The sequence below is a fragment of the Pseudoalteromonas luteoviolacea CPMOR-1 genome (assembly GCF_001625685.1).
Taxonomy (GTDB): domain Bacteria; phylum Pseudomonadota; class Gammaproteobacteria; order Enterobacterales; family Alteromonadaceae; genus Pseudoalteromonas; species Pseudoalteromonas luteoviolacea_K.
On record NZ_AUYC01000026.1, the window covers coordinates 1 to 21,126 of the forward strand.

A 21,126-nucleotide genomic window follows, 5' to 3' on the forward strand; every position below is an offset into this window, starting at 1 on the left:
TTAGCGGTGGTTAAAACGGCTCACTTCACCTTGCGCAAATTGAACGTACTCGCTTCGCTCGCTGTCGTTGCATTTTGCACGTTATCACCTTGCGCAAATTGAATGTACTCGCTTCGCTCGTTGTCGTTGCATTTTGCACGTTATTCACCGTGCGCAAAAAGAGCGGGCTCACTTCGTTCACTGTCGCTAACCTTTTACACTTTACTTGATGACAAAAAAACGATCGCAAAATAGATAAAATATATTAAGTATTCTATTTTGATGGATTAATAAATTCCTGTGTCAGCGTGTTTTTTAACCTTTTTATCCAATTACCCATAGCGAGCACAGATCGATTGAGGTAACATGAATTGGTTAAGGATACCTCGTTTAGAAACATTTAAACTTACTGAACATGTATATGGGAAGAGTCATATGAGATTTGAACTCGCAGTAGATGACAGTTTTTTTATTAGTTCTACCCAAATAGGGAAAATTGAATTAAAAGACCTGATCAGCACATTAAAGCCAATTCAGAAAAGGCGTTTAAGTAATTTTTCAAAGCTTGCGATAGGTGCTTTGTTAAACTTAGACGAGCGGTTGCTAGAAGATGAAGATTGGGAGTTAGTATTCGCCAGTCGGCATGGTGACTTTCATAAAACCAGCGAATTACTCACTAGCTTAGCAAACAAAGAAAGCCTCTCTCCATCTGGTTTTAGCTTATCTGTACATAATGCCGTAGCAGGTATGTACTCGATATTTATGCAAAAAAAAGTACCTATTACCTCGATTGCTGCAGGTAAAGAGGGTCTATTTGCAGCATTGACTGATGCATATATACGTCTATCGAGTAAGCAGGTAAATAAAGTGGTTGTTGTATTAGTTGACCAAAGCCTGCCCGAGCCGTTCCAGCAATATAGTGATGAACAGCAAAATGATTATGCATTAGCCATGGTTTTATCCAATATTGAGGATACGCACACCGCTCATCCGCATACTTTAAGCTTTACGCGAGATGTTCAGTTTACTGCCAGCAATGGTGACAGTCCGGCAATCCCAATTGAATTTGCGAAATGGTTAAAGACATCGCAGGCCCAGTTGCACCTCTCTGGTCAAAAGCAGAGCTGGACTGTGGAGCGGCTGAACTCATAGGTCGCGCAGACAGATTTCGATGTATTGGTGGTGGAATCAAATTTAGTAAAATTAAAGTGTGTTAACAAAAAAACAGTGATAGTATCCTAATTAGGAACCTTTGATTAACCTTTTATTAAATATTGGTCTGGGTTCTATGTCTTGAATATAGTCATACTCCCAGAGGCATTAGTTTATGCGTGAATTGAACGGGGTATAAAAAGGAGTTAAACAAAAGTGACACACACTGAACTGCGTTTAGAAATTAAGCAACTCATCATCGATAGCCTTGATCTTGAGGACCTTTCACCAGAAGAGATCATCGATGACGAACCTCTGTTTAATGATGGCCTAGGCTTGGATAGTATTGATGCACTTGAGCTGGGTCTGGCTATTAAGAAGCGATATGGCGTAAAAATTGACGCGAATAGTGAAAACACCAAGCAGCATTTTGCATCTATAACTAGTTTGTGTGCCTTGATTGTCAGCCATGAGCCTGCATAAAGTCCACTTCTGAGGGCTGCCGAATGAACTATGAATTACGATAAAGTCCACCCAACAAGCAAAAAAGGCTTTAGCGCGGCGTGCGTGAAAATGGACGCCACTAGACGCCCAATGCTGATACTGTCGATAGTAGAAATTTAAATTTATAGCTTGTTAATATTGCTCTTTATTGATTGTGAGTGCTTACATTGATTGTTTTTTGACGTATTAAATTAAGCTCTGTGATGGCGGCATCTAGTCAGTTCATTTTATGGGAGACAGCACAATTCATGGTCAGTGTCCCATGTTGGGGACTTGCGAATTACATAACATAATTTAGTTACGATGAGCTGACACGTACTGTCGAGATGATATTTGACAAGGTTGATGTGCTTCTCTCTAGGTCGGATAAGCATGGAAAGAGACCATAGTGGCTATTCAAACTCAAAGATGGAGGTGATATGAGGAAGTTTAAGCCGTTGCTTGAAGCCAGTGTAGAAATTGAAATTCCGTTTCATGATTGTGACCCAATGAATGTTGTTTGGCACGGCAATTATGCCCGCTATTTTGAAGTGGCACGCTGTAAGCTATTGAGTGCATACGAGTGTGGTTATGACAACATGGAAAAAATTGGTTATGTATGGCCAATTATCGACATGCAAACACGTTTTATTGGTTCATGTGTATTCGGTCAAATAATTAATGTTTGTGCACAGTTAGTAGAATATGAAGATCGGCTGAAAATAGCGTATGTAATCACCGATGCTGATACCGGTAAAAAGTTAACGACAGGTGTGACGACGCAAGTGGCGGTGGAAGTGGTTAGCCAGTCAATGCAGTTTATGACACCACAACCTCTTGTCGATAGATTACGAGCTGCGATAGAGACATCTAGTATGCCAAGCTAGATAGTAATACAGATATGATGGACAGAGTTTTGACCTGATAAAACGCATAACAGTGGCACAAATGCATTGTGATTGGAGCTTACTGGCAGAAAAATAATATTGAGTGAAAGTGATGACGACATTTTTAAATGATTTTGGGGTGGTTTGTGCACTTGGCAATAATAAAAACGAAGTGAAGCACGCTTTACATCATCCGGAAGTTGAGTATCAAAGTTTAGACCGTGAATTACATTTGGAAGGGCAACCTGTTTACGTTGGCAAAGTGACCGGGCATCTGCCTGATATGTCTGTTTTCCCACCATATCAGCGCACTCGTAACAATGCGTTGGCATTAATGGCGATAAAACAGTTAGAGCCGACTTTGTCCACTATGTTGGCGGGCGTAGATAAACAGCGAGTGGCGGTGATCATTGGCACAACGACTGCGGGAGTGGGTACTGCTGAACAAGCGGTCGCGCATTATATGGAAACAGATGCTTTCCCGGCAGAGTATGGTCATCAATGTCAGGAACTGATTGCGCCCGCTGAGTTTCTCGCGGCGTATCTAGGGGTGAATGGGCCGACTTACACAATTTCTACTGCATGTAGCTCAAGTACTAAAGTCATCATGACCGCGCATATGTTGCTCGACACAGATATGGCAGATGTTGTGCTGTGTGGAGGTGTTGATTCACTGTGCCAGTTAACGGTCAATGGTTTTGAAGCGTTAGACTCAACATCGCAAAGCTTATGTGAGCCCTTTAGTGCCAGTCGAGACGGAATTAACCTTGGTGAGGCGGCAGCGCTATTTGTGATGTCAAAACAGGCAGGCCCTGTGGCGCTGCTGGGGGTAGGTGAAACCTCTGACGCGTATCACATCTCTGCCCCAGACCCAAGTGGCGATGGGGCTATTCGTGCTATTAATATTGCGCTTGAAATGGCGACACTGACGCCCAGTGATATAGATTATATTAACCTGCATGGCACGGGCACGAAAAAAAATGACGAAATGGAATCACGGGCAGTGTATACACTCTTCGCTGACTCGGTGCCTTGTAGCTCTACGAAGCGCTTAACAGGCCATACACTAGGCGCTGCAGGTGCATTAGAGCTGGGGTTTTGTTGGTTGCATTTAACCGATCCTGATACGCCGTTACCAACACATAAAATGACTAAACCACGTGATGAATCTCTGCACCCAATTCAACTGGTTGAGTCTGTCACTAAACAAGCTTCGCGCATTTGCTTAAGTAATTCCTTTGCTTTTGGTGGTAATAACATCAGCGTGGTTATTGGCAAAGTTGATAAGGTGCAGAGCTGATGACTGCTGGTGCACTGTACAGAAAAAGATAACACCATTTGAAGGTTCGACGGTTTTGGTATTGTCGCTTAAGACTTAACAGGCAAAGCAACAATGGCACGAAGTTGCTAAACACCATGATTGCGAATGACAAAAAATCTGCTTAACTGTACATATTAAATACCAGATAGGAATTGGTCATATGGCATTAATTGAACGAAGTCAGGTAGGCGCATTTTGTTGGTCTGAACTCTGTAGCGCTGATTGGGCGGCTGGCAAAGCATTTTATACTCAATTGTTTGATTGGCAAAATGTCGACCAACCAATAGGAGAGGGCTGCTTCTATACCATGCTACAAAAACATGGCTCTGACATTGCTGCGATGTATCAGATGATGCCAGAGCAACAAGCTGCAGAAGTACCCAGCCATTGGCTTGGATATATTGCAGTTGATAATGTCGATGATATGGCAGAGCGTGCGCAAACATTAGGTGCAGAGATCATTGCAGGCCCTCATGATGTGCCTGAAGCGGGCCGAATGGTGATGTTACATGAACCGGGTGGGGCGCATTTTGCCCTTTGGCAGGCTGGTGCGCATACTGGCACACAAAGAGAGCTAGAAGCAAACGTCCCGTATTGGTATGAATTGGCGAGTCAAAATAGTGCAAAGAGTGAAGCGTTTTACTGTAATTTACTTGGTTGGCAAGCTGATCATCAAGCCATGGAAAACATGGATTACGTGGTGTTTAGTCATCAAGGCAGACCGGTTGCGGGCATGCTGGAAATGACGGATGAATGGCAGGGGCTCCCTCCGCATTGGATGTTGTACTTCGCAGTGCTGGATTGTGACAAGTTAGCTGAAACAGCGACATCATTGGGAGGAGAGGTCTGTGTTCCACCAACAGATATTCCTCAAGTGGGACGTTTTGCGGTGATAACGGATCCTCAAGGGGCGGTATTTTCCATTATGGCTTCAAGCATGGATGAAATCACAAGCTAGCAGCTGGGCTGTTTGGTAATTTGATGATCTCACCATTGCAATTGGCAAATCCATTGTTTATACGATCAATGAAGGCGGCAAACTCGCCGCTTTTCATCATACCTTGAATAATGCCGTCTAGCTTGGGCACCAGTGCCTGATGTTTTTTGTGGATATAATGACGAATAACAATGCCTTTGGCGGGTAATAAGCGCATGTAAATTTTATTGAGCCCAGAGCTACATAAAGACCCGATACTAAAGTGGTCTGTTGCAAGCAGTTGATGGCTATGGTGTCGTGTTAATGCTTGAAAAGCAGAGATATTGTTTTTTACACCATGGCAAGTTAATTTGGTGCGCCGGCAAAAACTGGTGGTGATCAGACTCCCTTCAATGGTAATAATGTCGCTGTCATTGTTGATATGACACAGCTCTGGCTTCAAGCAAAATACAGCAAGTCGCACTGTGGCTAAGGGAGTGGGAACCGCAACAAGCTGAGAGTATTCGCTCATTTCATTTGCGGCACGTCCTGCCTCTGCATCAAAGCGGCCGCTGTCGACCCACTGTAATCCGCGCTGTGTGGGCAGGTAGTGGAATGTCGGTTTGATATCCAGTGGACTATAAATACGGGTGAAGATATCTTCGATTTGTTCTTTTGCTAAATGGAATGACAAACCTTCACTGATATTGATGTTGAACTCTTTGGCGAGTGGTTGATTACACACCCACAGTAACATCAATGCAATTAAGCGATACACAACGCTTCCTAATCTTTCTTGCTTGGTTTAAGCCTAGCAGAAGTCTCCAAATGCACGCAGTTTGCGTGTGATTATTCTCTTGAATCTCGAAGAGCTTGCCCCAACAACTAAGGTAAATCGTGACCTAAGCTTAGAGGGAAACATGACCAAACACGTAGTGATCACTGGGGCAAATAGAGGCATTGGGCTGGAGTTTTGTCGTCAATATACGGCGCTGGGCTATCAAGTTACAGCAGTAGTGAGACGTTCATCAACAGAGTTAGATGCGTTAAATGTAGACGTTATTGACAATATTGATGTGAGTTTAGAGCAAGATGTTGTGCGCTTGGCTGAATTACTGGCGTCTAAGCGCATTGATATACTCATCAATAATGCCGGTATTTTTAGCAATGAAAGCCTTGCTGATATGGACTTTTCTAGGGTAGAAGCGCAAATTGCCATTAATGCTGTGGCACCGGTCCGTGTGACGCATGCGTTGCAATCCCAATTAGCTTGCGGAGCAAAAGTGGCCATGATCACCAGTCGCATGGGGTCCATTGAAGACAACGGATCCGGTGCTTATATTGGTTATCGCATGTCAAAAGCAGCACTGAATGCGGCAGGGGTGAGTTTAGCGCATGAGCTTAAGCCTAAAGGGATCTCTGTTGCTTTGCTACATCCTGGGTTTGTACAAACGCAAATGGTTAATTTTGCAGGTGATATTTCAGCTCAAGAATCAGCACAGCGATTGATCACACGTATTGATGAGTTAACCTTATCTAACACTGGTTCTTTCTGGCATTCAAATGGCGAGTTACTGCCCTGGTAAATAGGTTAAAGCGAAAGGGTCAATATATTTGACCCTTTGTGTGTAATTCGGGGCTGCTTAGGTGAACTATGCTACAATTGCAAAAAAATCATCTCAGAGACCCGTATGGAACTGCAACAAAATACGCCTTTAACTCTTCCTCTCTTTCAATTAAATGAACATCTGGAATCACGCGATATTGACTCTCCTGATATGCAATTGTCGGTTAACTTAACGGAGGATTTATTGGCGAATTTATGCCAAAACCCAGCGCCAGAGCAAAATATGAGTATTCCCATTGAGCACTATGAGCTAACTGATATCGAAGCCAGCTATACAGCTGTCTTGAGTGAAGGTCATCAGGTTCAATTGATCTTAAATCATGGGCCGGTGCTCAGTGCTGTACTGAGCCCTTTGGGTGAAGACATGTTGTTTGTTTCCCCGCCTGTGGACATGATGCCTACATTCGATTTAGGCCTTGATGATGACGAAGATGAACACGAAGACGAAACGCAAAATACGTAGTTAAAGAGGTAGATACATGCTGCAAAAGCGCATTATTTGGTTAGCGAGTGCTCTGTTTGTGCTCAGTGGCTGTGCGGTACTGGGCGTCAGTCATTATGATGACTTATTTGGACCAGAGCAGCCGCGCCAACGTTTGGTTGAATACCGACAAGGCGGAGCACAATATTTGCAGCAGGTAAAACCTATCTTAGACAATCGCTGTGTGGTGTGTCATGGGTGTTATGATGCGCCTTGTCAGCTGAAGCTGAGTTCGCCGCAAGGGATTGAGCGTGGACTCAGTAAAGAGTTGGTATATGACGGGACGCGTATTTTAGCGACACCACCAACACGCCTTTTATTTGATGCAACGACTACTGCGCAGTGGCGAGATAAAGGGTTTACCCCAGTATTAAATGAGCGTGTGCAAACCCCTTATGCTAATTTACAAGGCAGTGTGATGTATCACAGTTTGCTACTGAAGCAGCGCACCGCATTCCCACAGCAAACCGTGTTGGGTGAAGAGTATGATTTTGCGTTGGACAGGCAGCAAACTTGCCCGACGATGGATGAATACGACAGCTATGCGAAGGACAATCCGCATGCGGGTATGCCTTATGGACTGCCCGCATTGACTTCGACAGAGTATGCACAGCTGCAAAATTGGTTAGAGCAAGGCGCCTTAATGAGCGAGGCCCCAGCACCTGCTGAATCCGTGATTGCGCAGGTAAATAAGTGGGAAGCTTTTCTAAATCAGTCAGGGAATAAATATCAGTTAGCTGCTCGATATATTTATGAGCACTGGTATCTGGCCAATATCTATTTTCGCGACCACAGTCAAACGGACTTCTTTAAATTAGTGAGGTCTAAAACCCCGCCAGGAGAGCCGATAGAACTTATTGCCACAGTTCGGCCCTTTGATGATCCAAAAGTGTCGAGAGTGTACTATCGTCTGCTACATGAGCGCAGCACGATATTATCAAAAACACATCTTCCGCTCGCGTTAGATGATAAAAAAATGGCGCGTTTGCATGCGCAATTTATTGGCAGTGATTATCAAGTACCGGCGTTACCTGGGTATAAACCAAAACTTGCAGCAAACCCATTTAAGACGTTTGCTGCAATTCCAGTCAAATCCCGCTATCAGTTTATGTTGGATGAAGCTGAGCTAATCGTAAAAGGTTTCATTAAAGGCCCTGTATGTAGGGGGCAAATCGCCCTTAACGTGATTAATGATCATTTCTGGGTAACCTTTGTTGACCCTGAAAAAAATGCGTCTCCTGCTGTCGAAGCACTCTTGATGGCGCATGATGATGACTTGCTATTGCCTGCGGCTGAGCAGAGCAATGCATTGCCGCTATCGAGCTGGGCTAAATACGCCAAACATCAGAGCGATTACTTGAAAGCAAAAACACGATTGTCGGAAGAGATATTTAATCAAGGTGGTAAGTTAGACTTAAACTTAATCTGGCAAGGAGATGGTCATAATCCCAATGCAGCGCTGACTATTTTCAGACACTTTAACAGTGCCACTGTCGTTAAAGGATTTGTAGGGCAGCAGCCTAAAACTGCTTGGGTACTGGATTATGCATTGTTCGAACGCATTCACTATCTTCTGGTGGCTGGGTTTGATGTCTATGGCAACATAGGTCATCAGTTGATCACCCGTTTGTATATGGACTTTTTACGTCTTGAAGGTGAACAGAATTTCCTGAACTTACTGCCACAAAGCCACCGCCAAGCGATTAAACAGCACTGGTATCGAAATTCTCATTTGAGCTTAAGTGAATTTATTAATCGCAAGAGCTTATTGGGTGCGCCGAGTCATATTCAGTATCATAGTCAAGACCCACAGGGTGAGCTCTATGACAAATTGACAGCGTACTTAAGGCCTGTGTTGCATACGGAGTATGATTACACGTCAGTCCCTGATACGCTAAAAATACTGAATCATTTACCCATTGAAGCCATCAATACATTGCCGCAAGTGACGTTTATTTTGGTAAATGACGAGTTGGGTGAACTCAAGGGCTATACTTTGTTGCGCCACAATGCCCACTTTAATATCTCATCTTTACTGAATGAAGCAGGCCAGCGAGCTTATAAAGAGGATTATGTGACCCTGTTACCAGGCTTTGTTGGAGATTATCCAGAAGCCATCTGGTATTTGCCAAATCAAGCGCATATGGCAGCGTTTAGTGAGGGGTTAAAGCTGGTCTCGGATGAAGCAAGCTATCAGGCGTTAAAAGCGCAGTTTGGGATCAGACGCACGCATCCTCAGTTTTGGCAGTATAGTGACTTATTGCATCAGATTGCGCAGCAGGCGCGAGGTGTTGAGTTTGGTCTATTTGATTATAACCGGCTAGAGAATAGATAAAGATAAATAAGTGGTGGCAGCTGTGCTGCTGTCACCACTTCCAGCCTCTTTTAAAGTTTACTGGCCGCTGTTGCAGCAGCGAGTAACACTTGCTCATCCAAACGTACTTTGTAATTAGGGTTAGCGTATTGGAACTGAATTAAGCCCTGCTTATCAATAACAAAGACTGCTGGCACAGGCAGTGCCACTCTGTCCTTGCCATCAAGGTCAACAAAATTCACACCGAGCTTATTGCGATATGCTTTCGCGGTTTTATCATCCAAGTAGTAAGCCAACCCGAGTGCTTGAGAATAAGCCAGCTCAGCATCAGAAAGCAGCATATAATTGGGTGACTCTACGGTGCTTTTAGCAAGAGATTGCGGTGAATCGGGTGAAATAGCAACGATTTGCACATCTAACTTGGCGAGTTGAGATTCAATTTTTTGGATCCCGTTTAGTTGGCGCACACAGTATGGGCACCATCCGCCACGATAAACGACCACGAGGGTCGTTTTGCTTTGATATAGCTTGGCTAAATCGACCGCTTTACCCTGACTATTTTTTAATGTCATCGCTGGTGCGTCTAACCCCGGTAGCAGCGGCGCCACCGTTTCTTGTGAATTACTGATGTTGGTGACAGTGGCCGCAGATGCGCTTGGTAGCACAGCTAACAGTAAAGCAAAGAGTAATACTTGCATAAGTTCCTCGATAAAAGTGAATAGTCAGTGTTAATAGACAGGCAAAGTGACGAAAGGCTTTCGCTCGGGTATGATATTGTCTGTAACTTTTATAATTTATCAGGTCAAAGAGAGCGAATATGTCTGCAAATATCACAAAGCTGGTGGTGATGCTGGAAATGCAAAATGCGATGAATACCAAGGTGCATGAGCAATGGTTTAGTCAAGGTTTTGAATGGTATCGAGCAATTTGGGTCGAGTGCGCAGAAATGTTAGACCACTACGGTTGGAAGTGGTGGAAAAAACAAACGCCAGACACAGAGCAGGTGATCTTAGAGCTGGTAGATATTTTTCATTTTGGTTTATCGCTGCGCATTGATGGCGAAACCTCATTTGAAGAGTTAGCAAAGCAGTTAGATAAAGAGCTTGCAGCTCCAAGCCAAGCCGATGACTTCAAACAAACGCTTGAGTTGTTGGCAGCCAGTGCAGTGGCCGACAAAGCATTCAATGCGGCAGCATTTGCAGGATGCATGACGCAAATAGGTATGAGTATCGACGACTTATATCGAGGGTATGTGGGTAAAAATACGTTGAACTTCTTCCGTCAAGATCACGGTTATAAAGAGGGTACCTACATCAAAGAGTGGGATGGCAAAGAGGATAATGAGCACTTGGTGGAGATAGTCAAAAGTCTAGACACTGAGCATCCAGACTTTGCTAAGCAAGTATACAGCGGCTTACAGGCACGCTATCCTGCATAAACTATCCACTGGGTAACAAAAGGGCGCTCGCCACGCGTTGCCACCTAGTCAGCGATCTTGTTGAGAGGTTGCTGACGGCTTTATATGGTGAAAACAATCAAAATGGCATAATGTGGCTGCGCGTTATACTACGGGCTTTGCGGGCCATAAATACGTAGTGCACAATTGACATGCCTTTGAATATTACTTTCATAACATAATGTGACGACATTGTTTGGTAGCACCTCAAGAAGCCCATGATATCTAAGAATGATCCGTATTTTGTATACAAAGTGGATGAATATGAACAAGCAATACTGGTAGTCCTATTGCTTGAGCAACAGGCGCTCTCTATGCATAACTTGGGCTGGACTGTGTGTGGTGCTTAGCAAGTGGTGATGGGAAAGCCCGCAATTGTGCAGGGCTGACGCGACCAAAAGACATCTATGCACATCAGGGGGTTGCTTTTGATAGGCAAGGTATTGTACGTGTGACATTGCCCTCACAGGATGATCAACCTGCGGCAGTGCGCCTAGCTGGTCAAGTGCTTCAACTACACCACTTCACTATGGATATTGGATGATTGGTTTGAAATTACAGCGCCTAGCGATGGTGCCGGGAACACAGTGTAATAACAGGTTATGGGAGCGGCTTACGCCTTTACTGAGGGCGCATATAAAGCCAAGTCATATCGCCATAGAGCAGTGTGCTACTCGAGCACATATGTTAGAAAAAATTGGTAATGAACTTCCCTCATCAGGGCACTTGCTGGGGTTTTCAATGGGCGGCTACTTGGCACTAGAGTACGCATTAGCTCACCCTGAACGCGTGGACTCCTTGGTGCTAATTGCTTGCAGTGCGTTTGGCTTGAACAAGGGTGAAAAGCTAGCGCGGGATACGATGCGCAATTTTTTAAAAGCAAACCCATATTCAGGTATCTCTACCCGTCGCATACAACAATTTATTGGCTCAAATCGATGGCAAGATGAGGCGCTTATTGAGGTGATCAAAGCGATGGATAAAACGCTTGGAGGTGTTACATTACTGAACCAAGTGCAAGAAACATCTAATAGAGAGGATTTAAGTACGAGGCTTTGTAGTTTAACGTGTCGGGTATTGATCATTGCGGCACGAGACGATCGGAAAGTAGCCTGGCAAGACCTCAAGCGTATGGCAGAGCTGTTACCTGATGCACAGCTAACGGTACTCAATGATTGTGGTCACATGGTGCCATTGGAGCAGCCAGAAGCACTTGCTGAGCGACTTAATTTATTTTATTCAGCTAAAGGTTAAAGGGACAAAAACATAGCCTATTAGCCTTGATGATCTTTAAATGCATATTGTCGTGTATCCTCAAAGGCAGAGGGTACGCTGTCATGAACACTGTATGCGAAGATATGGGGTAGTTAAGCAGCCTAGCTTAAACAGGATAGGTGTAAGTCTACAGCTGATGGGTAAATACATGATATTGAAATGAAAGCGATATGTAGTCGGCGAGTCTGTTTCAGGCAATATGAAAAAGTCTAGATGCTGAATATCTAGACTTCGCCAAGCCACAGTACTATGGCTTATTCTCGTGTGATTAAGCGCAAGTTATGTAATGGGTAAGAGTGTACGATAGTCACTGATGGCCATATAGTCAGTGATCTCTTTTGGAGGTTGCTGACTGTCAGGGTTATTGATCGCCAATAAGTGGCCAATGCCGTATTCTTTCGCAGCAGCTAATACGCTTAAGCTGTCATCTACAAATAAAGTCCGAGACTTATCAAAACCAAGGTCTGCTTGCACTTGCTGCCAAAGAGATTGACTTTCTTTACTGACACCGTATTCATGTGTCGAAATGATCTTGTCCAAGTAGCCATCGAATTGTGTACCAATGAGCTGGGTGCGCTCTATTTTAAGGCTTAAGCTATCTGGATGTGCATTGGTAAGTAGGACTAATTCTTTACCTGCATCTTTGAGCGCCTGTAAAAAGTCTGGCACATCTTCTCTGAGCGAAATGAGGTGCTCCACTTCGCGTTTGAGTTCCATAATCGGTAGCTGAAGTTCTGCTTGCCAGTAATCAAGGCAATACCATTCAATTTGTCCTGTTACGGCTTCATATCTGGCAAGAATATCTGCGCGAGCTTGTTCGAGCGTAAGGCCCTGTCGGAGTGCATGGGCTTTAGGGATGATCTCCAACCAAAAGTGGTTGTCAAAATGGAGATCTAAAAGGGTGCCGTCCATGTCGAGCAAGACGGTATCGATTTTTGACCAATTTAGCATAGGCTTTTAACTACAAAGGCTTTATGATTAGGTTATCCACATCATAGCAAATAAAAGTTTATGTCACAGAAAAAGCATCCCTGTCCGCCGGAAATTTTGTCATCTGACGTTGTCGCCTCGAGTCGGTTGTTTACCGTTGAAGCTTTATCCTTACAGTTCTCAAATGGCGAACGAAGGCAATATGAGCGGGTGAAAGGAGGAGGTCGTGGCGCAGTTATGATTGTGCCAATAACTGCTGAAAATGAACTATTATTAGTGAGAGAGTACTGTGCAGGTACACATGATTATCAACTGGGCTTCCCTAAAGGGCTGATTGATCCGGGTGAGACACCGATAGAAGCGGGTAACAGAGAGTTAAAAGAGGAAGTCGGTTTTGGCGCCAATAAATTTGTCGACTTAAAAACGGTTTCTCTCGCGCCCAGCTATTTCAAAGCACATATGCATATTTTATTTGCAAAAGATTTGTACCCCGAGCGTTTAGAAGGGGATGAGCCTGAACCGCTGGTAGTGGTGAAATGGCCTCTTGATGACTGGCAATCTCTACTGGATCAAAGTGACTTTACCGAAGCGCGAAGTGTGGCTGCACTGTTGTTATTACAGCAGCATTTATTAAAGGAGGTTTAAATTGCAAACCTACTTAGAGCCATGTATTGAACTTGCGCAATTGGCAGGTAAGGCCATTATGGCGATTTATCAGCAAGATGACATTGGTCAACAGGAAAAGTCTGATCACACTCCTGTCACTGCCGCTGATTTGGCTGCCAATGAAGTATTGCTTAATGGATTAAAAGCGCTGGCACCGGATATCCCTGTGATGTCTGAAGAAACGCCTATTCCACCACTTGAGTTGCGACAAGATTGGCAGCGCTACTGGCTTCTAGACCCGATGGACGGGACTGGTGAGTTTATTTTGCAAAGTGGTGACTTTGCGGTCAATATTGCGCTGATAGAAGGGAATCAGCCCGTGTTGGGAGTGATCCATTGGCCTGCAAAAAACGTCACATATTTTGCTACGAAAGGTGCTGGAGCGTATAAACGTTCAGGTGCGACGGATGAGCAAATATGCGTAGCGCCACCGGATACGTTAACGCTTGCAGTGAGCCGAAGGCAGAAGATTGAGGCGGTAAGCCAGTATCTGAATAGTCAGTTTGATACTATAGCACTGGGCTCTTGCTCATTAAAAGCGTGTATTATCGCTGAAGGCAAAGCGGATTGCTTTTTACGTGTTGGTCCAACAGGAGAGTGGGATACGGGAGCATCTCAAGTGATTGTAGAAGAAGCGGGTGGATGTATTACCGATGCACAATTTAATCCGCTGACTTATAACCAGCGTGAAACCACTGAAAATCCTGATTTTATTGTTATGGGTCACCCTGATTGGCAGTTTCAGAAGCTGATCAGCCCTCATCAAAGGTAAATAGTATTATTCTGGCTACGTATTTTTGTCATGTTATGTGGGTAAAATACGTGCTTGCCACGGTAAGCTTTCTACTTAAATACGCGTTTTTATAAAGAAAAACACAGTTTTGCCGTATTTTTGTTCATTTAAGCAATTATTTTTTGTCAAATCCTTGCAATAAAAATAAATTTAGATATTATAGCGACCTCTTTAAGGAAGAGCTGAAAAGCACTGACTTAAAGCAGCATCAATTATTGATGCATACAGGCGCGGGATGGAGCAGCCTGGTAGCTCGTCGGGCTCATAACCCGAAGGTCGTCGGTTCAAATCCGGCTCCCGCAACCAACTTCTTAGTTAAGAAAGAAGCAAAACAAACTTAACATTACAGGCGCGGGATGGAGCAGCCTGGTAGCTCGTCGGGCTCATAACCCGAAGGTCGTCGGTTCAAATCCGGCTCCCGCAACCAACTTCTTAAGTTAAGAAAGAAGCAAAACAAACTTAACAATACAGGCGCGGGATGGAGCAGCCTGGTAGCTCGTCGGGCTCATAACCCGAAGGTCGTCGGTTCAAATCCGGCTCCCGCAACCAAATCCCTGTATATTCTTAATCTTATCTAATCAAATTACTATTTCGATACATCTTTTTAAATATTCTTAAAATACTGATTTTTATTGTGTTTTATTGGTGATTTGTACCATATGCAAGATCTCATATGAGCGCTTATATTGGCAACTTGAGCGGTTATCGATGCCTGCAATACTTGGTGCCCGCGTCGCTTTATCCGTTACAGAGCTACCCCACTTTTTCATGCACAACTTCATACCACCTAATTATTTATATATCGTTTCAAACTTAATGTTATGAATAAAGAGGCGAATAATAAATATTATTTTATTTCTCTTTTTTAAATTTAAAAGTTTACAAAAGTTTACGCTGAATTACTTTGAGGATTTTAGATTATAAATTAAATTGAAATTTCAAGTACGACTGCTTTTTAAATAAAATTAAAAAAGGAAATTATAATGAAGCTATCTATTCAAAAGAAAAAACTAAAGTCCCTTTCTAAAAGCCAAGCTATTATGAAAGAGCAAACACCAGTCGTGGCTGGTGGTACATTTAATACCACAGGCCCAGGCTCCACATGTCAAAACTCAACAGCTTGCCCTTCTAGAGATAGGCCAGATACTTGTGTGAAAGTATCAAAAGAAATCAGTTGTTTAATTGGTCATAGCTGCCTGTGCTAATATGATAATCTGTTGCAGTGGAGGCGAGTGCATTCACTGCATTTACAGTAAAATAAGCGGATATTGTCTGAGAGGGGGCTGATAGCTGTATCTGTGATTATAAACTAGAGACTTCAACTTGCCATGAAGAGGCATCTAACTGGATTAGCTCCAATCAATTAATTAAAAACGATACTGAGCTAATTTAGGGAGAATACGTCAGGCAGGGTCAAAACCCCACCTGATTTAAATTAAAACTGGGCAGAAAAAGCTTCAGCTTGTTTCCATACTCTCAAAGTATTACCACCTAATATCAGCTTAATATCTTTATCACTGTAACCGCGATCTAATAACCCTTGAACCAGATTGGGATAGGTTGATACATCTTTTAAGCCTATCGGCAAAGAATCCCCAACGCCATCGTAATCAGAGCCAATACCGACATGTTCGATACCAATCAGTTTTACTACGTGATCAATATGGTTAAGTACTTGTTCGAGTGTGGCGAATGGAAATGGATTGCGTGCTAAATAAGCGGCACGAAAGTCTGTCTTTGTCGCGCCGCGGCTGGTTGCTTCTTGTTCTGCTTCACTGCGTTTGTCATACCAAGTGCGTGATGCTGACGTGACAAAACTAGACCCAAAGTTTATCTGAATAACGCCGCCATTCTTTTTCAGTGCCAACAACATATCATCATCCATATTTCGCTCAAAACCTGGCGTATATTTTCTTAGTGATGAATGTGATGCAATCACGGGCACTTTTGAGATCTCCATGACCTGATAAAACGCTTTATCAGAAATATGTGAGACATCTATCAACATGCCCACTTTGTTCATTTCGACAACTAGCTCTTTACCAAACGGGCTGAGGCCTTTCCATTTTCGACGTAAATCATAAGATGAATCAGAGATATGGTTACTTTGGGAGTGCGCTAAGGTGATATAGCGAACACCTCTGTCGAAGAAGTGTTGTAAGTTTTTCATCTCTCCCTCAATGGGTGAGCCGTTTTCCATCCCCATGGCGATAGACATTAAGCCTTTGTCAAACTGTGACTCAATATCTTTGGTGCTATGGGCGATGGCAAATTTATGCGGTGCACGATGGACCAGCGCTTCCATGCCGTCAATGAGCTGATTGGCAAGCTGATAGCTTTTTCCTTTCCCCTCAAACTCAAGACTGGCGGGAATGTAAATTGACATAAAAGGCGCATTGAGTCCGCCCCGCATGGCACGTGGGTAATCAAAATCCCCGCCTTCGGTGGCTTTTGAGACATCGTCCCACTGCATGTTAATTCGGTATGGGACATCAATATGGGTGTCGATGAGCAGGTTTTCTTGTGCCAAGCGAATGGCACGTTCGGATGCGATGTATTCTTTTGCATAGACAGTGGAGGTTGCCAATGCTAGAGCACAGAGCGCTGAGCTTAACTTCATGTTTGCGCCTTTATTATGATTGTGAAGTTTGATTGTAACAACTAATTCTAAAGGCTCAATATATGGCGTTATTTTAATCGCTTAATTAGTCGTAGGTTGGCTCTGAGTCGTAGTCTTGGCTTTGCATTGCATGAAACTGAGCTTTGCTGACAATATTGACTGATTCATGCAGTTCAGAGAAGACAATGAGGGCTTCGCCGCTTTGTAATTGTGCTTTGACCTGAGCCACTTTTTGCTCTGTGGTGATTTCACTATCACCATAGTCAGTGCCTTCACGTAAAACGTAATGTTCAATGAGGCTGTTTAGTGTTTCAGGCGCGATTTGTTGATAGGGAATGAGCATATTGATACCGCTATTTAATAAGTGAATGAATATATTCGGGTACGACTTTTTCTAACCAATAAATAGGTTTTAATGGGTTATTTCCTGCAATAAAACCAACGTGTCCGCCTTTAGATGAAACAGCGAGTTTAACCTGATCGCTGGTCTGTTTTGCAAGGGGAATAGCTTGCGTTGACAGCATGGGGTCATCTTCAGCGTGGATCAGTAACGTGGGGGTTTCTATCAAGCTTAAATATGGCTGGGAGCTTGCTTGAGCGTAATAGTCTTCAGCACCTTTAAAGCCATGTAGAGGGGCTGTGACTCGATCGTCAAACTGCCATAAATCATTAATTTGGGACAGTTCGCTGGCACTGATATTAATGGTGCTTTTTATTTGATCTAATTTGCGTGTAAACGAATGCTTCATTCTATCTAATAAGTACTTTTGATAGAGCTTGAAGCAACTTTTTCTGATCACCTGACAGGATGAAGATAAATGGTAAGGTGCAGAGATTACGGCAGCACCAGCTAAGCGACTTGCTGGTCCTTTTTCGCCTAAGTATTTGGCCAATACATTACCGCCCAAAGAGAAGCCGACTGCAAAGAGTGCTCTGCCAGGGAATCGCTCGCTCAAGGTTTTAATTAAAAAGCTTAAATCCTGAGTTTCACCGCTGTGGTAAGCGCGAGGTTGCTTGTTGACGTCTCTTGAGCAATTACGAAAATGCATTAACACGGCATCTAAGCCTGAACGTGTGAGTGCGCGCAACATGCCCTTGGCATAAAAGCTGTTTATATTGCCTTCTAAGCCGTGTAAGACAACGACTAGCGGTGCATGTGCATGACCATTATTGGCCCATGCTAATTCTAAAAAATCATCATCAGGGGTCGTCAGATGTTCAAAATTGACATCTGCTTTTAATCTTGGGCGAAAAGCACGGGGAAGTATGGTTTGGACATGCCTATTGCGCATCCACCAAGCGGGCTTAAAGTCTAAATCAAGCTGCTTTGACATAGATAGGTGACATTCTCTAGTGACGGTAAACGTCCACAGTGTACCAAAGCTGTTACCAAATGAGTATGCATGTCTTCGCTCGATATAAAAAGCACCCGACCAGCGAAGCTGATAAGGTGCTTTGTGCGTCGTGCTTAATTCTGAAACGGGAACTAAATTTGCTTAACGTTAGTCTGGTGACACTGTCTTACTCTGGTACTTCAGCCTCATTGACTTTTTTTACAAAGTAGTAGACATAGTAGATACACAGCGCAATGACGACACCGAGTATGCCGAATGATAAATACAATACTGGGTCTGAAAAGAAATCTCTAAAGAATACGTTCATGGCTGTGACTCCTCAATTTGTCGATGGGTAAATAGTAGAGGAGCCATACACTAGAGGTTATGATCGAGATCAAGTTTATTATTTAGCCGATATCTACTCGGGTTAGCGTTTGATCTTGATCATGTTTTTGCGTGCTCGAACCTATCGACTAGGGGTTGTGGCAAGTAGTGTATGAGGTTGTTGGCATTTGGCACATCACGTGTGAGGCATAAGTGATTGGCCGTTTCAATGAGCAAGTGTTGCTGTAGTTTTTCAAGCTCCAATTCAGTGGTGAGCAAACTTTTTCTAAGCGATGGATAGTTGGGATAGTCACTGCACTGTGATTTGACTTGTCGCCGTGTTGCGCGATAAGGCTGCAATATGGTTGTGTCAATGCGCTCTACACACGCAATTAACGCTTGGACTTGCTGGGCATTTAACTGTATCGAGAGTGAACTTAAATAGTCAAGCAATAGGCAAAGGTTGACGTTTTTGCTGTGCAGGTCCTGGTACTCTAAGAGCACCTGTTGGACCTGTTCATTGCGGTATATATCGCAGGCATATTGCCAAAAATGCGCACGGTTTAGCATATTTCTCCTGTGCTTGCGAAGTGCGCTTCTTTTTCTTCTAGCTCTTCGAGTGCGATTAACAGCGACTCCTCTGTGTCATTGAGCTCTGGTGTCATAGTGGCTTGCTTGGCCAGTAGCTCACTGAGTTTGGCTTTGTTTTCTGCCTCATACAAGCTGTTGTCAGCGAGTTGTGATTCAATATCAGCCAATGCCGTGGTGAGTTTATCCAGTTGCTTTTCAAGTTTGTCGATGGATTTTTTCAGTGGTTGAACTGATTTTCTGAACTCCGCTTCAAGGCGTTTTTGTTCTTTACGGTTGACGCTAGAATGCGCTTTGTCTTCTACTTGAGGCTTTTGTTTTGCCTCTTTATTGGCATTGAGTAGCCATTGGTAGTATTCATCTAAGTCGTAGCCAAATGCTGAGACGGTGCCATTATCCACCAAGTAATACTCATCGGCGGTATTTTTTAGCATATGGCGGTCGTGCGAGACTGTAACCATTGCCCCTTCAAAGCCTTGTAGTGCCATTACTAACGCATGACGCATTTCTAAATCTAAGTGGTTGGTTGGCTCATCCAGCAGCAATAGATTGGGCGACTGATACACTAACATGGCCAGTACCAGTCGCGCTTTTTCTCCTCCAGAGAACGGCGCGACGGGATCGAGTGCTTTATCACCGTGAAACGCAAAACCACCGAGAAAATCTCGCAGTGATTGCTCTGTCGCTTGTGGATCTAAGCGCTGCAAATGGGTAACAGCACTTGCATTTAAATCGAGTGACTCTAACTGATGCTGAGCAAAGTAGCCGACTTTTAAGCCCTGATGTTGGAAGACTTCCCCTGCTTGAGGGCTAATATCTCCAGCCAACAGTTTAATTAGGGTGGATTTACCCGCTCCATTTCTACCTAATAATGCGATACGGCTACCCGGAACAAGATTCAACTTAATTTGATGCAGTATCGTAATATCACCATAACCTGCTTGCGCTTGATCTAGCGTCATCAGTGGATTGGGGATGTTTTCAGGGTTGGTAAACTCAAAGCTAAACGGCGAGTCGGCATGCGCAGGAGCTAGCTTTTCCATGCGCTCAAGTGCTTTAACACGACTTTGTGCCTGTTTTGCTTTACTGGCTTTGGCTTTAAATCGAGTTATAAACTGCTCAAGGTGTGCAATGGTTTCTTGCTGTTTTTCATACATGGCTTGCTGTTGAGCCATACGTTCAGCTTTTTGGCGCTCGAACTGTGAGTAGTGACCTTTATAAACATTGATGCATTGCTGATCTATGTGCCAGATTTGGTCAACCACCGCATCTAAAAACTCTCTATCATGGGAAATTAATACCAGTGTACCTTGGTAAGCCTTTAAGAAGCGCTCTAACCAGTAGACGGCATCCAAATCTAGGTGGTTGGTCGGTTCATCGAGGAGTAATAAATCAGCATCACGGATCAATGCTTGTGCTAAGTTTAAGCGCATTCGCCATCCACCTGAAAACTCACTTACGGCATAGTCAAGTTGTTCATTGCTAAAGCCTAAACCGTGAAGTAGTTCCCCTGCTTTCGCTTCGATACTGTATCCGCCAACCAGTTCTAGCTGTTGATGGATTTTAGCTTGCTTATCGCCATCACCTTGTGCTTCGGCTTGTTGCAGTGCTGAGCGCAGTTCATAGTATTGCTGATGACCTTGCAGCACATACTCCATCGCCGAAATGGCCAATGCGGGTGTTTCTTGTTTTACAGAGGCAATAGACCAGTCTTTTGGTATTAAAAAGTTACCCGCGTCAGCATGTAGCTGTGATTTGAGCAATGCAAATAATGACGACTTGCCGCAGCCATTGGCACCGACTAAACCGACCTTATGTTGCGCAAATAACGTCGCGCTGGCATTTTTCAATAGCGTTTTTCCGCCACGTAACAGTTCAATATCAGAAAGTTGGATCATAATAAGCTCAATTCAAAATCACTGCGTGAATGATAACATGGATCGATAACTAAGGAACAAGCGTATAAAAGCATCCTAA

Annotated in this window: 25 protein-coding genes and 3 tRNA genes; 18 read left to right on the top strand and 10 right to left on the bottom strand. The window is 43.8% G+C overall.

Annotated features, from left to right (window positions below; genetic code table 11):
• The first annotated feature begins 414 nt into the window (after nt 1–414).
• From N473_RS10280 to N473_RS10300, 5 genes are all read left to right on the top strand, one after another.
• Nucleotides 415–1,131 (top strand): beta-ketoacyl synthase chain length factor, encoded by a 717-nt coding sequence (locus tag N473_RS10280; RefSeq protein ID WP_063367842.1) that lies wholly within the window; start codon nt 415–417, stop codon nt 1,129–1,131.
• A gap of 216 nt (nt 1,132–1,347) precedes the next feature.
• Nucleotides 1,348–1,614 (top strand): phosphopantetheine-binding protein, encoded by a 267-nt coding sequence (locus tag N473_RS10285; RefSeq protein WP_063367843.1) that lies wholly within the window; start codon nt 1,348–1,350, stop codon nt 1,612–1,614.
• 440 nt (nt 1,615–2,054) lie between these two features.
• Nucleotides 2,055–2,501, top strand: coding sequence for an acyl-CoA thioesterase (locus tag N473_RS10290; protein ID WP_063367844.1), 447 nt, complete (start codon nt 2,055–2,057; stop codon nt 2,499–2,501).
• Between the two features lie 112 nt (nt 2,502–2,613).
• Nucleotides 2,614–3,801, top strand: coding sequence for a beta-ketoacyl-ACP synthase (locus tag N473_RS10295; RefSeq protein WP_063367845.1), 1,188 nt, complete (start codon nt 2,614–2,616; stop codon nt 3,799–3,801).
• Nucleotides 3,802–3,982: 181 nt separating this feature from the next.
• A complete protein-coding gene (locus tag N473_RS10300) occupies nt 3,983–4,780 on the top strand; it encodes a VOC family protein (RefSeq protein ID WP_063367846.1) in 798 nt (265 codons plus the stop codon).
• On the opposite strand, the gene N473_RS10305 is transcribed toward N473_RS10300, so the two are convergent.
• On the bottom strand, nt 4,770–5,516 hold the full coding sequence (locus tag N473_RS10305) for a hypothetical protein (RefSeq protein WP_081221080.1): 747 nt from the start codon (nt 5,514–5,516) through the stop codon (nt 4,770–4,772). The genes N473_RS10300 and N473_RS10305 overlap by 11 nt on opposite strands.
• Before the next feature lie 142 nt (nt 5,517–5,658).
• Between N473_RS10305 and N473_RS10310 the strand changes: the two genes are divergently transcribed.
• The 3 genes from N473_RS10310 (at nt 5,659) to N473_RS10320 (ending at nt 9,181) form a co-directional block, all read left to right on the top strand.
• Nucleotides 5,659–6,324, top strand: a complete 666-nt coding sequence (locus tag N473_RS10310; protein WP_063367847.1) for an SDR family oxidoreductase — start codon at nt 5,659–5,661, stop codon at nt 6,322–6,324.
• 105 nt (nt 6,325–6,429) lie between these two features.
• Entirely contained in the window at nt 6,430–6,828 is a 399-nt protein-coding gene (locus N473_RS10315; protein ID WP_063367848.1) for a hypothetical protein, read from the top strand.
• Between the two features lie 16 nt (nt 6,829–6,844).
• Nucleotides 6,845–9,181, top strand: a complete 2,337-nt coding sequence (locus tag N473_RS10320; RefSeq protein ID WP_063367849.1) for a fatty acid cis/trans isomerase — start codon at nt 6,845–6,847, stop codon at nt 9,179–9,181.
• Nucleotides 9,182–9,231: 50 nt separating this feature from the next.
• Here the strand turns inward: N473_RS10320 and N473_RS10325 are convergent, their stop codons facing one another.
• The gene (locus N473_RS10325) at nt 9,232–9,858 is read right to left on the bottom strand and encodes a peroxiredoxin-like family protein (protein WP_063367850.1); all 627 of its coding nucleotides are present in this window, start codon (nt 9,856–9,858) and stop codon (nt 9,232–9,234) included.
• A 119-nt stretch (nt 9,859–9,977) separates the two neighbouring features.
• On the opposite strand from N473_RS10325, the gene N473_RS10330 reads away from it, so the two are divergent.
• The 4 genes from N473_RS10330 to N473_RS10340 all read left to right on the top strand — a co-directional run bounded on the left by N473_RS10330 (nt 9,978) and on the right by N473_RS10340 (nt 11,870).
• Nucleotides 9,978–10,598 (top strand): dUTP diphosphatase, encoded by a 621-nt coding sequence (locus N473_RS10330; RefSeq protein WP_063367851.1) that lies wholly within the window; start codon nt 9,978–9,980, stop codon nt 10,596–10,598.
• A 236-nt stretch (nt 10,599–10,834) separates the two neighbouring features.
• The gene (locus N473_RS26870) at nt 10,835–10,966 is read left to right on the top strand and encodes a hypothetical protein (RefSeq protein ID WP_269202335.1); all 132 of its coding nucleotides are present in this window, start codon (nt 10,835–10,837) and stop codon (nt 10,964–10,966) included.
• A complete protein-coding gene (locus N473_RS10335) occupies nt 10,954–11,160 on the top strand; it encodes a hypothetical protein (RefSeq protein ID WP_063367852.1) in 207 nt (68 codons plus the stop codon). The genes N473_RS26870 and N473_RS10335 overlap by 13 nt, the downstream gene beginning before the upstream one ends.
• Nucleotides 11,157–11,870 (top strand): alpha/beta fold hydrolase, encoded by a 714-nt coding sequence (locus N473_RS10340; RefSeq protein WP_081221082.1) that lies wholly within the window; start codon nt 11,157–11,159, stop codon nt 11,868–11,870. Before N473_RS10335 ends, N473_RS10340 begins: the two co-directional genes overlap by 4 nt.
• Nucleotides 11,871–12,170: 300 nt before the next feature.
• On the opposite strand, the gene yrfG is transcribed toward N473_RS10340, so the two are convergent.
• On the bottom strand, nt 12,171–12,842 hold the full coding sequence (gene yrfG / locus N473_RS10345; protein WP_063361952.1) for a GMP/IMP nucleotidase: 672 nt from the start codon (nt 12,840–12,842) through the stop codon (nt 12,171–12,173).
• Between the two features lie 60 nt (nt 12,843–12,902).
• Between yrfG and nudE the strand changes: the two genes are divergently transcribed.
• The 5 genes from nudE to N473_RS10370 all read left to right on the top strand — a co-directional run bounded on the left by nudE (nt 12,903) and on the right by N473_RS10370 (nt 14,829).
• Entirely contained in the window at nt 12,903–13,466 is a 564-nt protein-coding gene (gene nudE, locus N473_RS10350; RefSeq protein ID WP_063367853.1) for an ADP compounds hydrolase NudE, read from the top strand.
• A gap of 1 nt (nt 13,467) precedes the next feature.
• On the top strand, nt 13,468–14,259 hold the full coding sequence (cysQ, locus tag N473_RS10355) for a 3'(2'),5'-bisphosphate nucleotidase CysQ (protein ID WP_039611386.1): 792 nt from the start codon (nt 13,468–13,470) through the stop codon (nt 14,257–14,259).
• 250 nt (nt 14,260–14,509) lie between these two features.
• Nucleotides 14,510–14,586 (top strand) — tRNA-Met (locus N473_RS10360).
• A 44-nt stretch (nt 14,587–14,630) separates the two neighbouring features.
• Nucleotides 14,631–14,707 (top strand) — tRNA-Met (locus N473_RS10365).
• Between the two features lie 45 nt (nt 14,708–14,752).
• Nucleotides 14,753–14,829, top strand: a tRNA-Met gene (locus N473_RS10370).
• Nucleotides 14,830–14,909: 80 nt separating this feature from the next.
• Here N473_RS10370 and N473_RS26175 read toward each other — a convergent pair.
• Entirely contained in the window at nt 14,910–15,050 is a 141-nt protein-coding gene (locus N473_RS26175; protein ID WP_155735577.1) for a hypothetical protein, read from the bottom strand.
• A gap of 213 nt (nt 15,051–15,263) precedes the next feature.
• On the opposite strand from N473_RS26175, the gene N473_RS10375 reads away from it, so the two are divergent.
• A complete protein-coding gene (locus N473_RS10375; RefSeq protein ID WP_063367854.1) occupies nt 15,264–15,485 on the top strand; it encodes a hypothetical protein in 222 nt (73 codons plus the stop codon).
• Between the two features lie 230 nt (nt 15,486–15,715).
• On the opposite strand, the gene N473_RS10380 is transcribed toward N473_RS10375, so the two are convergent.
• From N473_RS10380 to abc-f, 6 genes are all read right to left on the bottom strand, one after another.
• Entirely contained in the window at nt 15,716–16,900 is a 1,185-nt protein-coding gene (locus N473_RS10380; RefSeq protein WP_063367855.1) for a dipeptidase, read from the bottom strand.
• 85 nt (nt 16,901–16,985) lie between these two features.
• The gene (locus tag N473_RS10385; RefSeq protein WP_039611390.1) at nt 16,986–17,243 is read right to left on the bottom strand and encodes a YheU family protein; all 258 of its coding nucleotides are present in this window, start codon (nt 17,241–17,243) and stop codon (nt 16,986–16,988) included.
• A gap of 10 nt (nt 17,244–17,253) precedes the next feature.
• Nucleotides 17,254–18,234: a hydrolase gene (locus N473_RS10390; protein ID WP_063367856.1), complete on the bottom strand. Its 981-nt coding sequence runs from the start codon at nt 18,232–18,234 to the stop codon at nt 17,254–17,256.
• Between the two features lie 187 nt (nt 18,235–18,421).
• On the bottom strand, nt 18,422–18,562 hold the full coding sequence (locus tag N473_RS26490) for a hypothetical protein (protein WP_196766395.1): 141 nt from the start codon (nt 18,560–18,562) through the stop codon (nt 18,422–18,424).
• 119 nt (nt 18,563–18,681) lie between these two features.
• Nucleotides 18,682–19,131: a TIGR02444 family protein gene (locus N473_RS10395; protein WP_063367857.1), complete on the bottom strand. Its 450-nt coding sequence runs from the start codon at nt 19,129–19,131 to the stop codon at nt 18,682–18,684.
• Nucleotides 19,125–21,047: a ribosomal protection-like ABC-F family protein gene (gene abc-f, locus N473_RS10400; RefSeq protein WP_063367858.1), complete on the bottom strand. Its 1,923-nt coding sequence runs from the start codon at nt 21,045–21,047 to the stop codon at nt 19,125–19,127. The genes N473_RS10395 and abc-f overlap by 7 nt, the downstream gene beginning before the upstream one ends.
• Nucleotides 21,048–21,126 lie beyond the last annotated feature (79 nt).

Coding starts and splice junctions, on each gene's coding strand:
- N473_RS10315 (WP_063367848.1), top strand. CDS start 6,430: ATGGAACTGCAACAAAATACGCCTTTAACTCTTCCTCTCTTTCAATTA.
- abc-f (WP_063367858.1), bottom strand. CDS start 21,047: ATGATCCAACTTTCTGATATTGAACTGTTACGTGGCGGAAAAACGCTA.
- yrfG (WP_063361952.1), bottom strand. CDS start 12,842: ATGCTAAATTGGTCAAAAATCGATACCGTCTTGCTCGACATGGACGGC.
- N473_RS10300 (WP_063367846.1), top strand. CDS start 3,983: ATGGCATTAATTGAACGAAGTCAGGTAGGCGCATTTTGTTGGTCTGAA.
- N473_RS10385 (WP_039611390.1), bottom strand. CDS start 17,243: ATGCTCATTCCCTATCAACAAATCGCGCCTGAAACACTAAACAGCCTC.
- N473_RS10330 (WP_063367851.1), top strand. CDS start 9,978: ATGTCTGCAAATATCACAAAGCTGGTGGTGATGCTGGAAATGCAAAAT.
- N473_RS10380 (WP_063367855.1), bottom strand. CDS start 16,900: ATGAAGTTAAGCTCAGCGCTCTGTGCTCTAGCATTGGCAACCTCCACT.
- N473_RS26490 (WP_196766395.1), bottom strand. CDS start 18,562: ATGAACGTATTCTTTAGAGATTTCTTTTCAGACCCAGTATTGTATTTA.
- N473_RS10340 (WP_081221082.1), top strand. CDS start 11,157: ATGATTGGTTTGAAATTACAGCGCCTAGCGATGGTGCCGGGAACACAG.
- N473_RS10280 (WP_063367842.1), top strand. CDS start 415: ATGAGATTTGAACTCGCAGTAGATGACAGTTTTTTTATTAGTTCTACC.
- N473_RS10310 (WP_063367847.1), top strand. CDS start 5,659: ATGACCAAACACGTAGTGATCACTGGGGCAAATAGAGGCATTGGGCTG.
- N473_RS10375 (WP_063367854.1), top strand. CDS start 15,264: ATGAAGCTATCTATTCAAAAGAAAAAACTAAAGTCCCTTTCTAAAAGC.
- N473_RS10320 (WP_063367849.1), top strand. CDS start 6,845: ATGCTGCAAAAGCGCATTATTTGGTTAGCGAGTGCTCTGTTTGTGCTC.
- N473_RS10290 (WP_063367844.1), top strand. CDS start 2,055: ATGAGGAAGTTTAAGCCGTTGCTTGAAGCCAGTGTAGAAATTGAAATT.
- N473_RS26175 (WP_155735577.1), bottom strand. CDS start 15,050: ATGAAAAAGTGGGGTAGCTCTGTAACGGATAAAGCGACGCGGGCACCA.
- nudE (WP_063367853.1), top strand. CDS start 12,903: ATGTCACAGAAAAAGCATCCCTGTCCGCCGGAAATTTTGTCATCTGAC.
- N473_RS10395 (WP_063367857.1), bottom strand. CDS start 19,131: ATGCTAAACCGTGCGCATTTTTGGCAATATGCCTGCGATATATACCGC.
- N473_RS10295 (WP_063367845.1), top strand. CDS start 2,614: ATGACGACATTTTTAAATGATTTTGGGGTGGTTTGTGCACTTGGCAAT.
- N473_RS10325 (WP_063367850.1), bottom strand. CDS start 9,858: ATGCAAGTATTACTCTTTGCTTTACTGTTAGCTGTGCTACCAAGCGCA.
- N473_RS26870 (WP_269202335.1), top strand. CDS start 10,835: ATGATATCTAAGAATGATCCGTATTTTGTATACAAAGTGGATGAATAT.
- N473_RS10390 (WP_063367856.1), bottom strand. CDS start 18,234: ATGTCAAAGCAGCTTGATTTAGACTTTAAGCCCGCTTGGTGGATGCGC.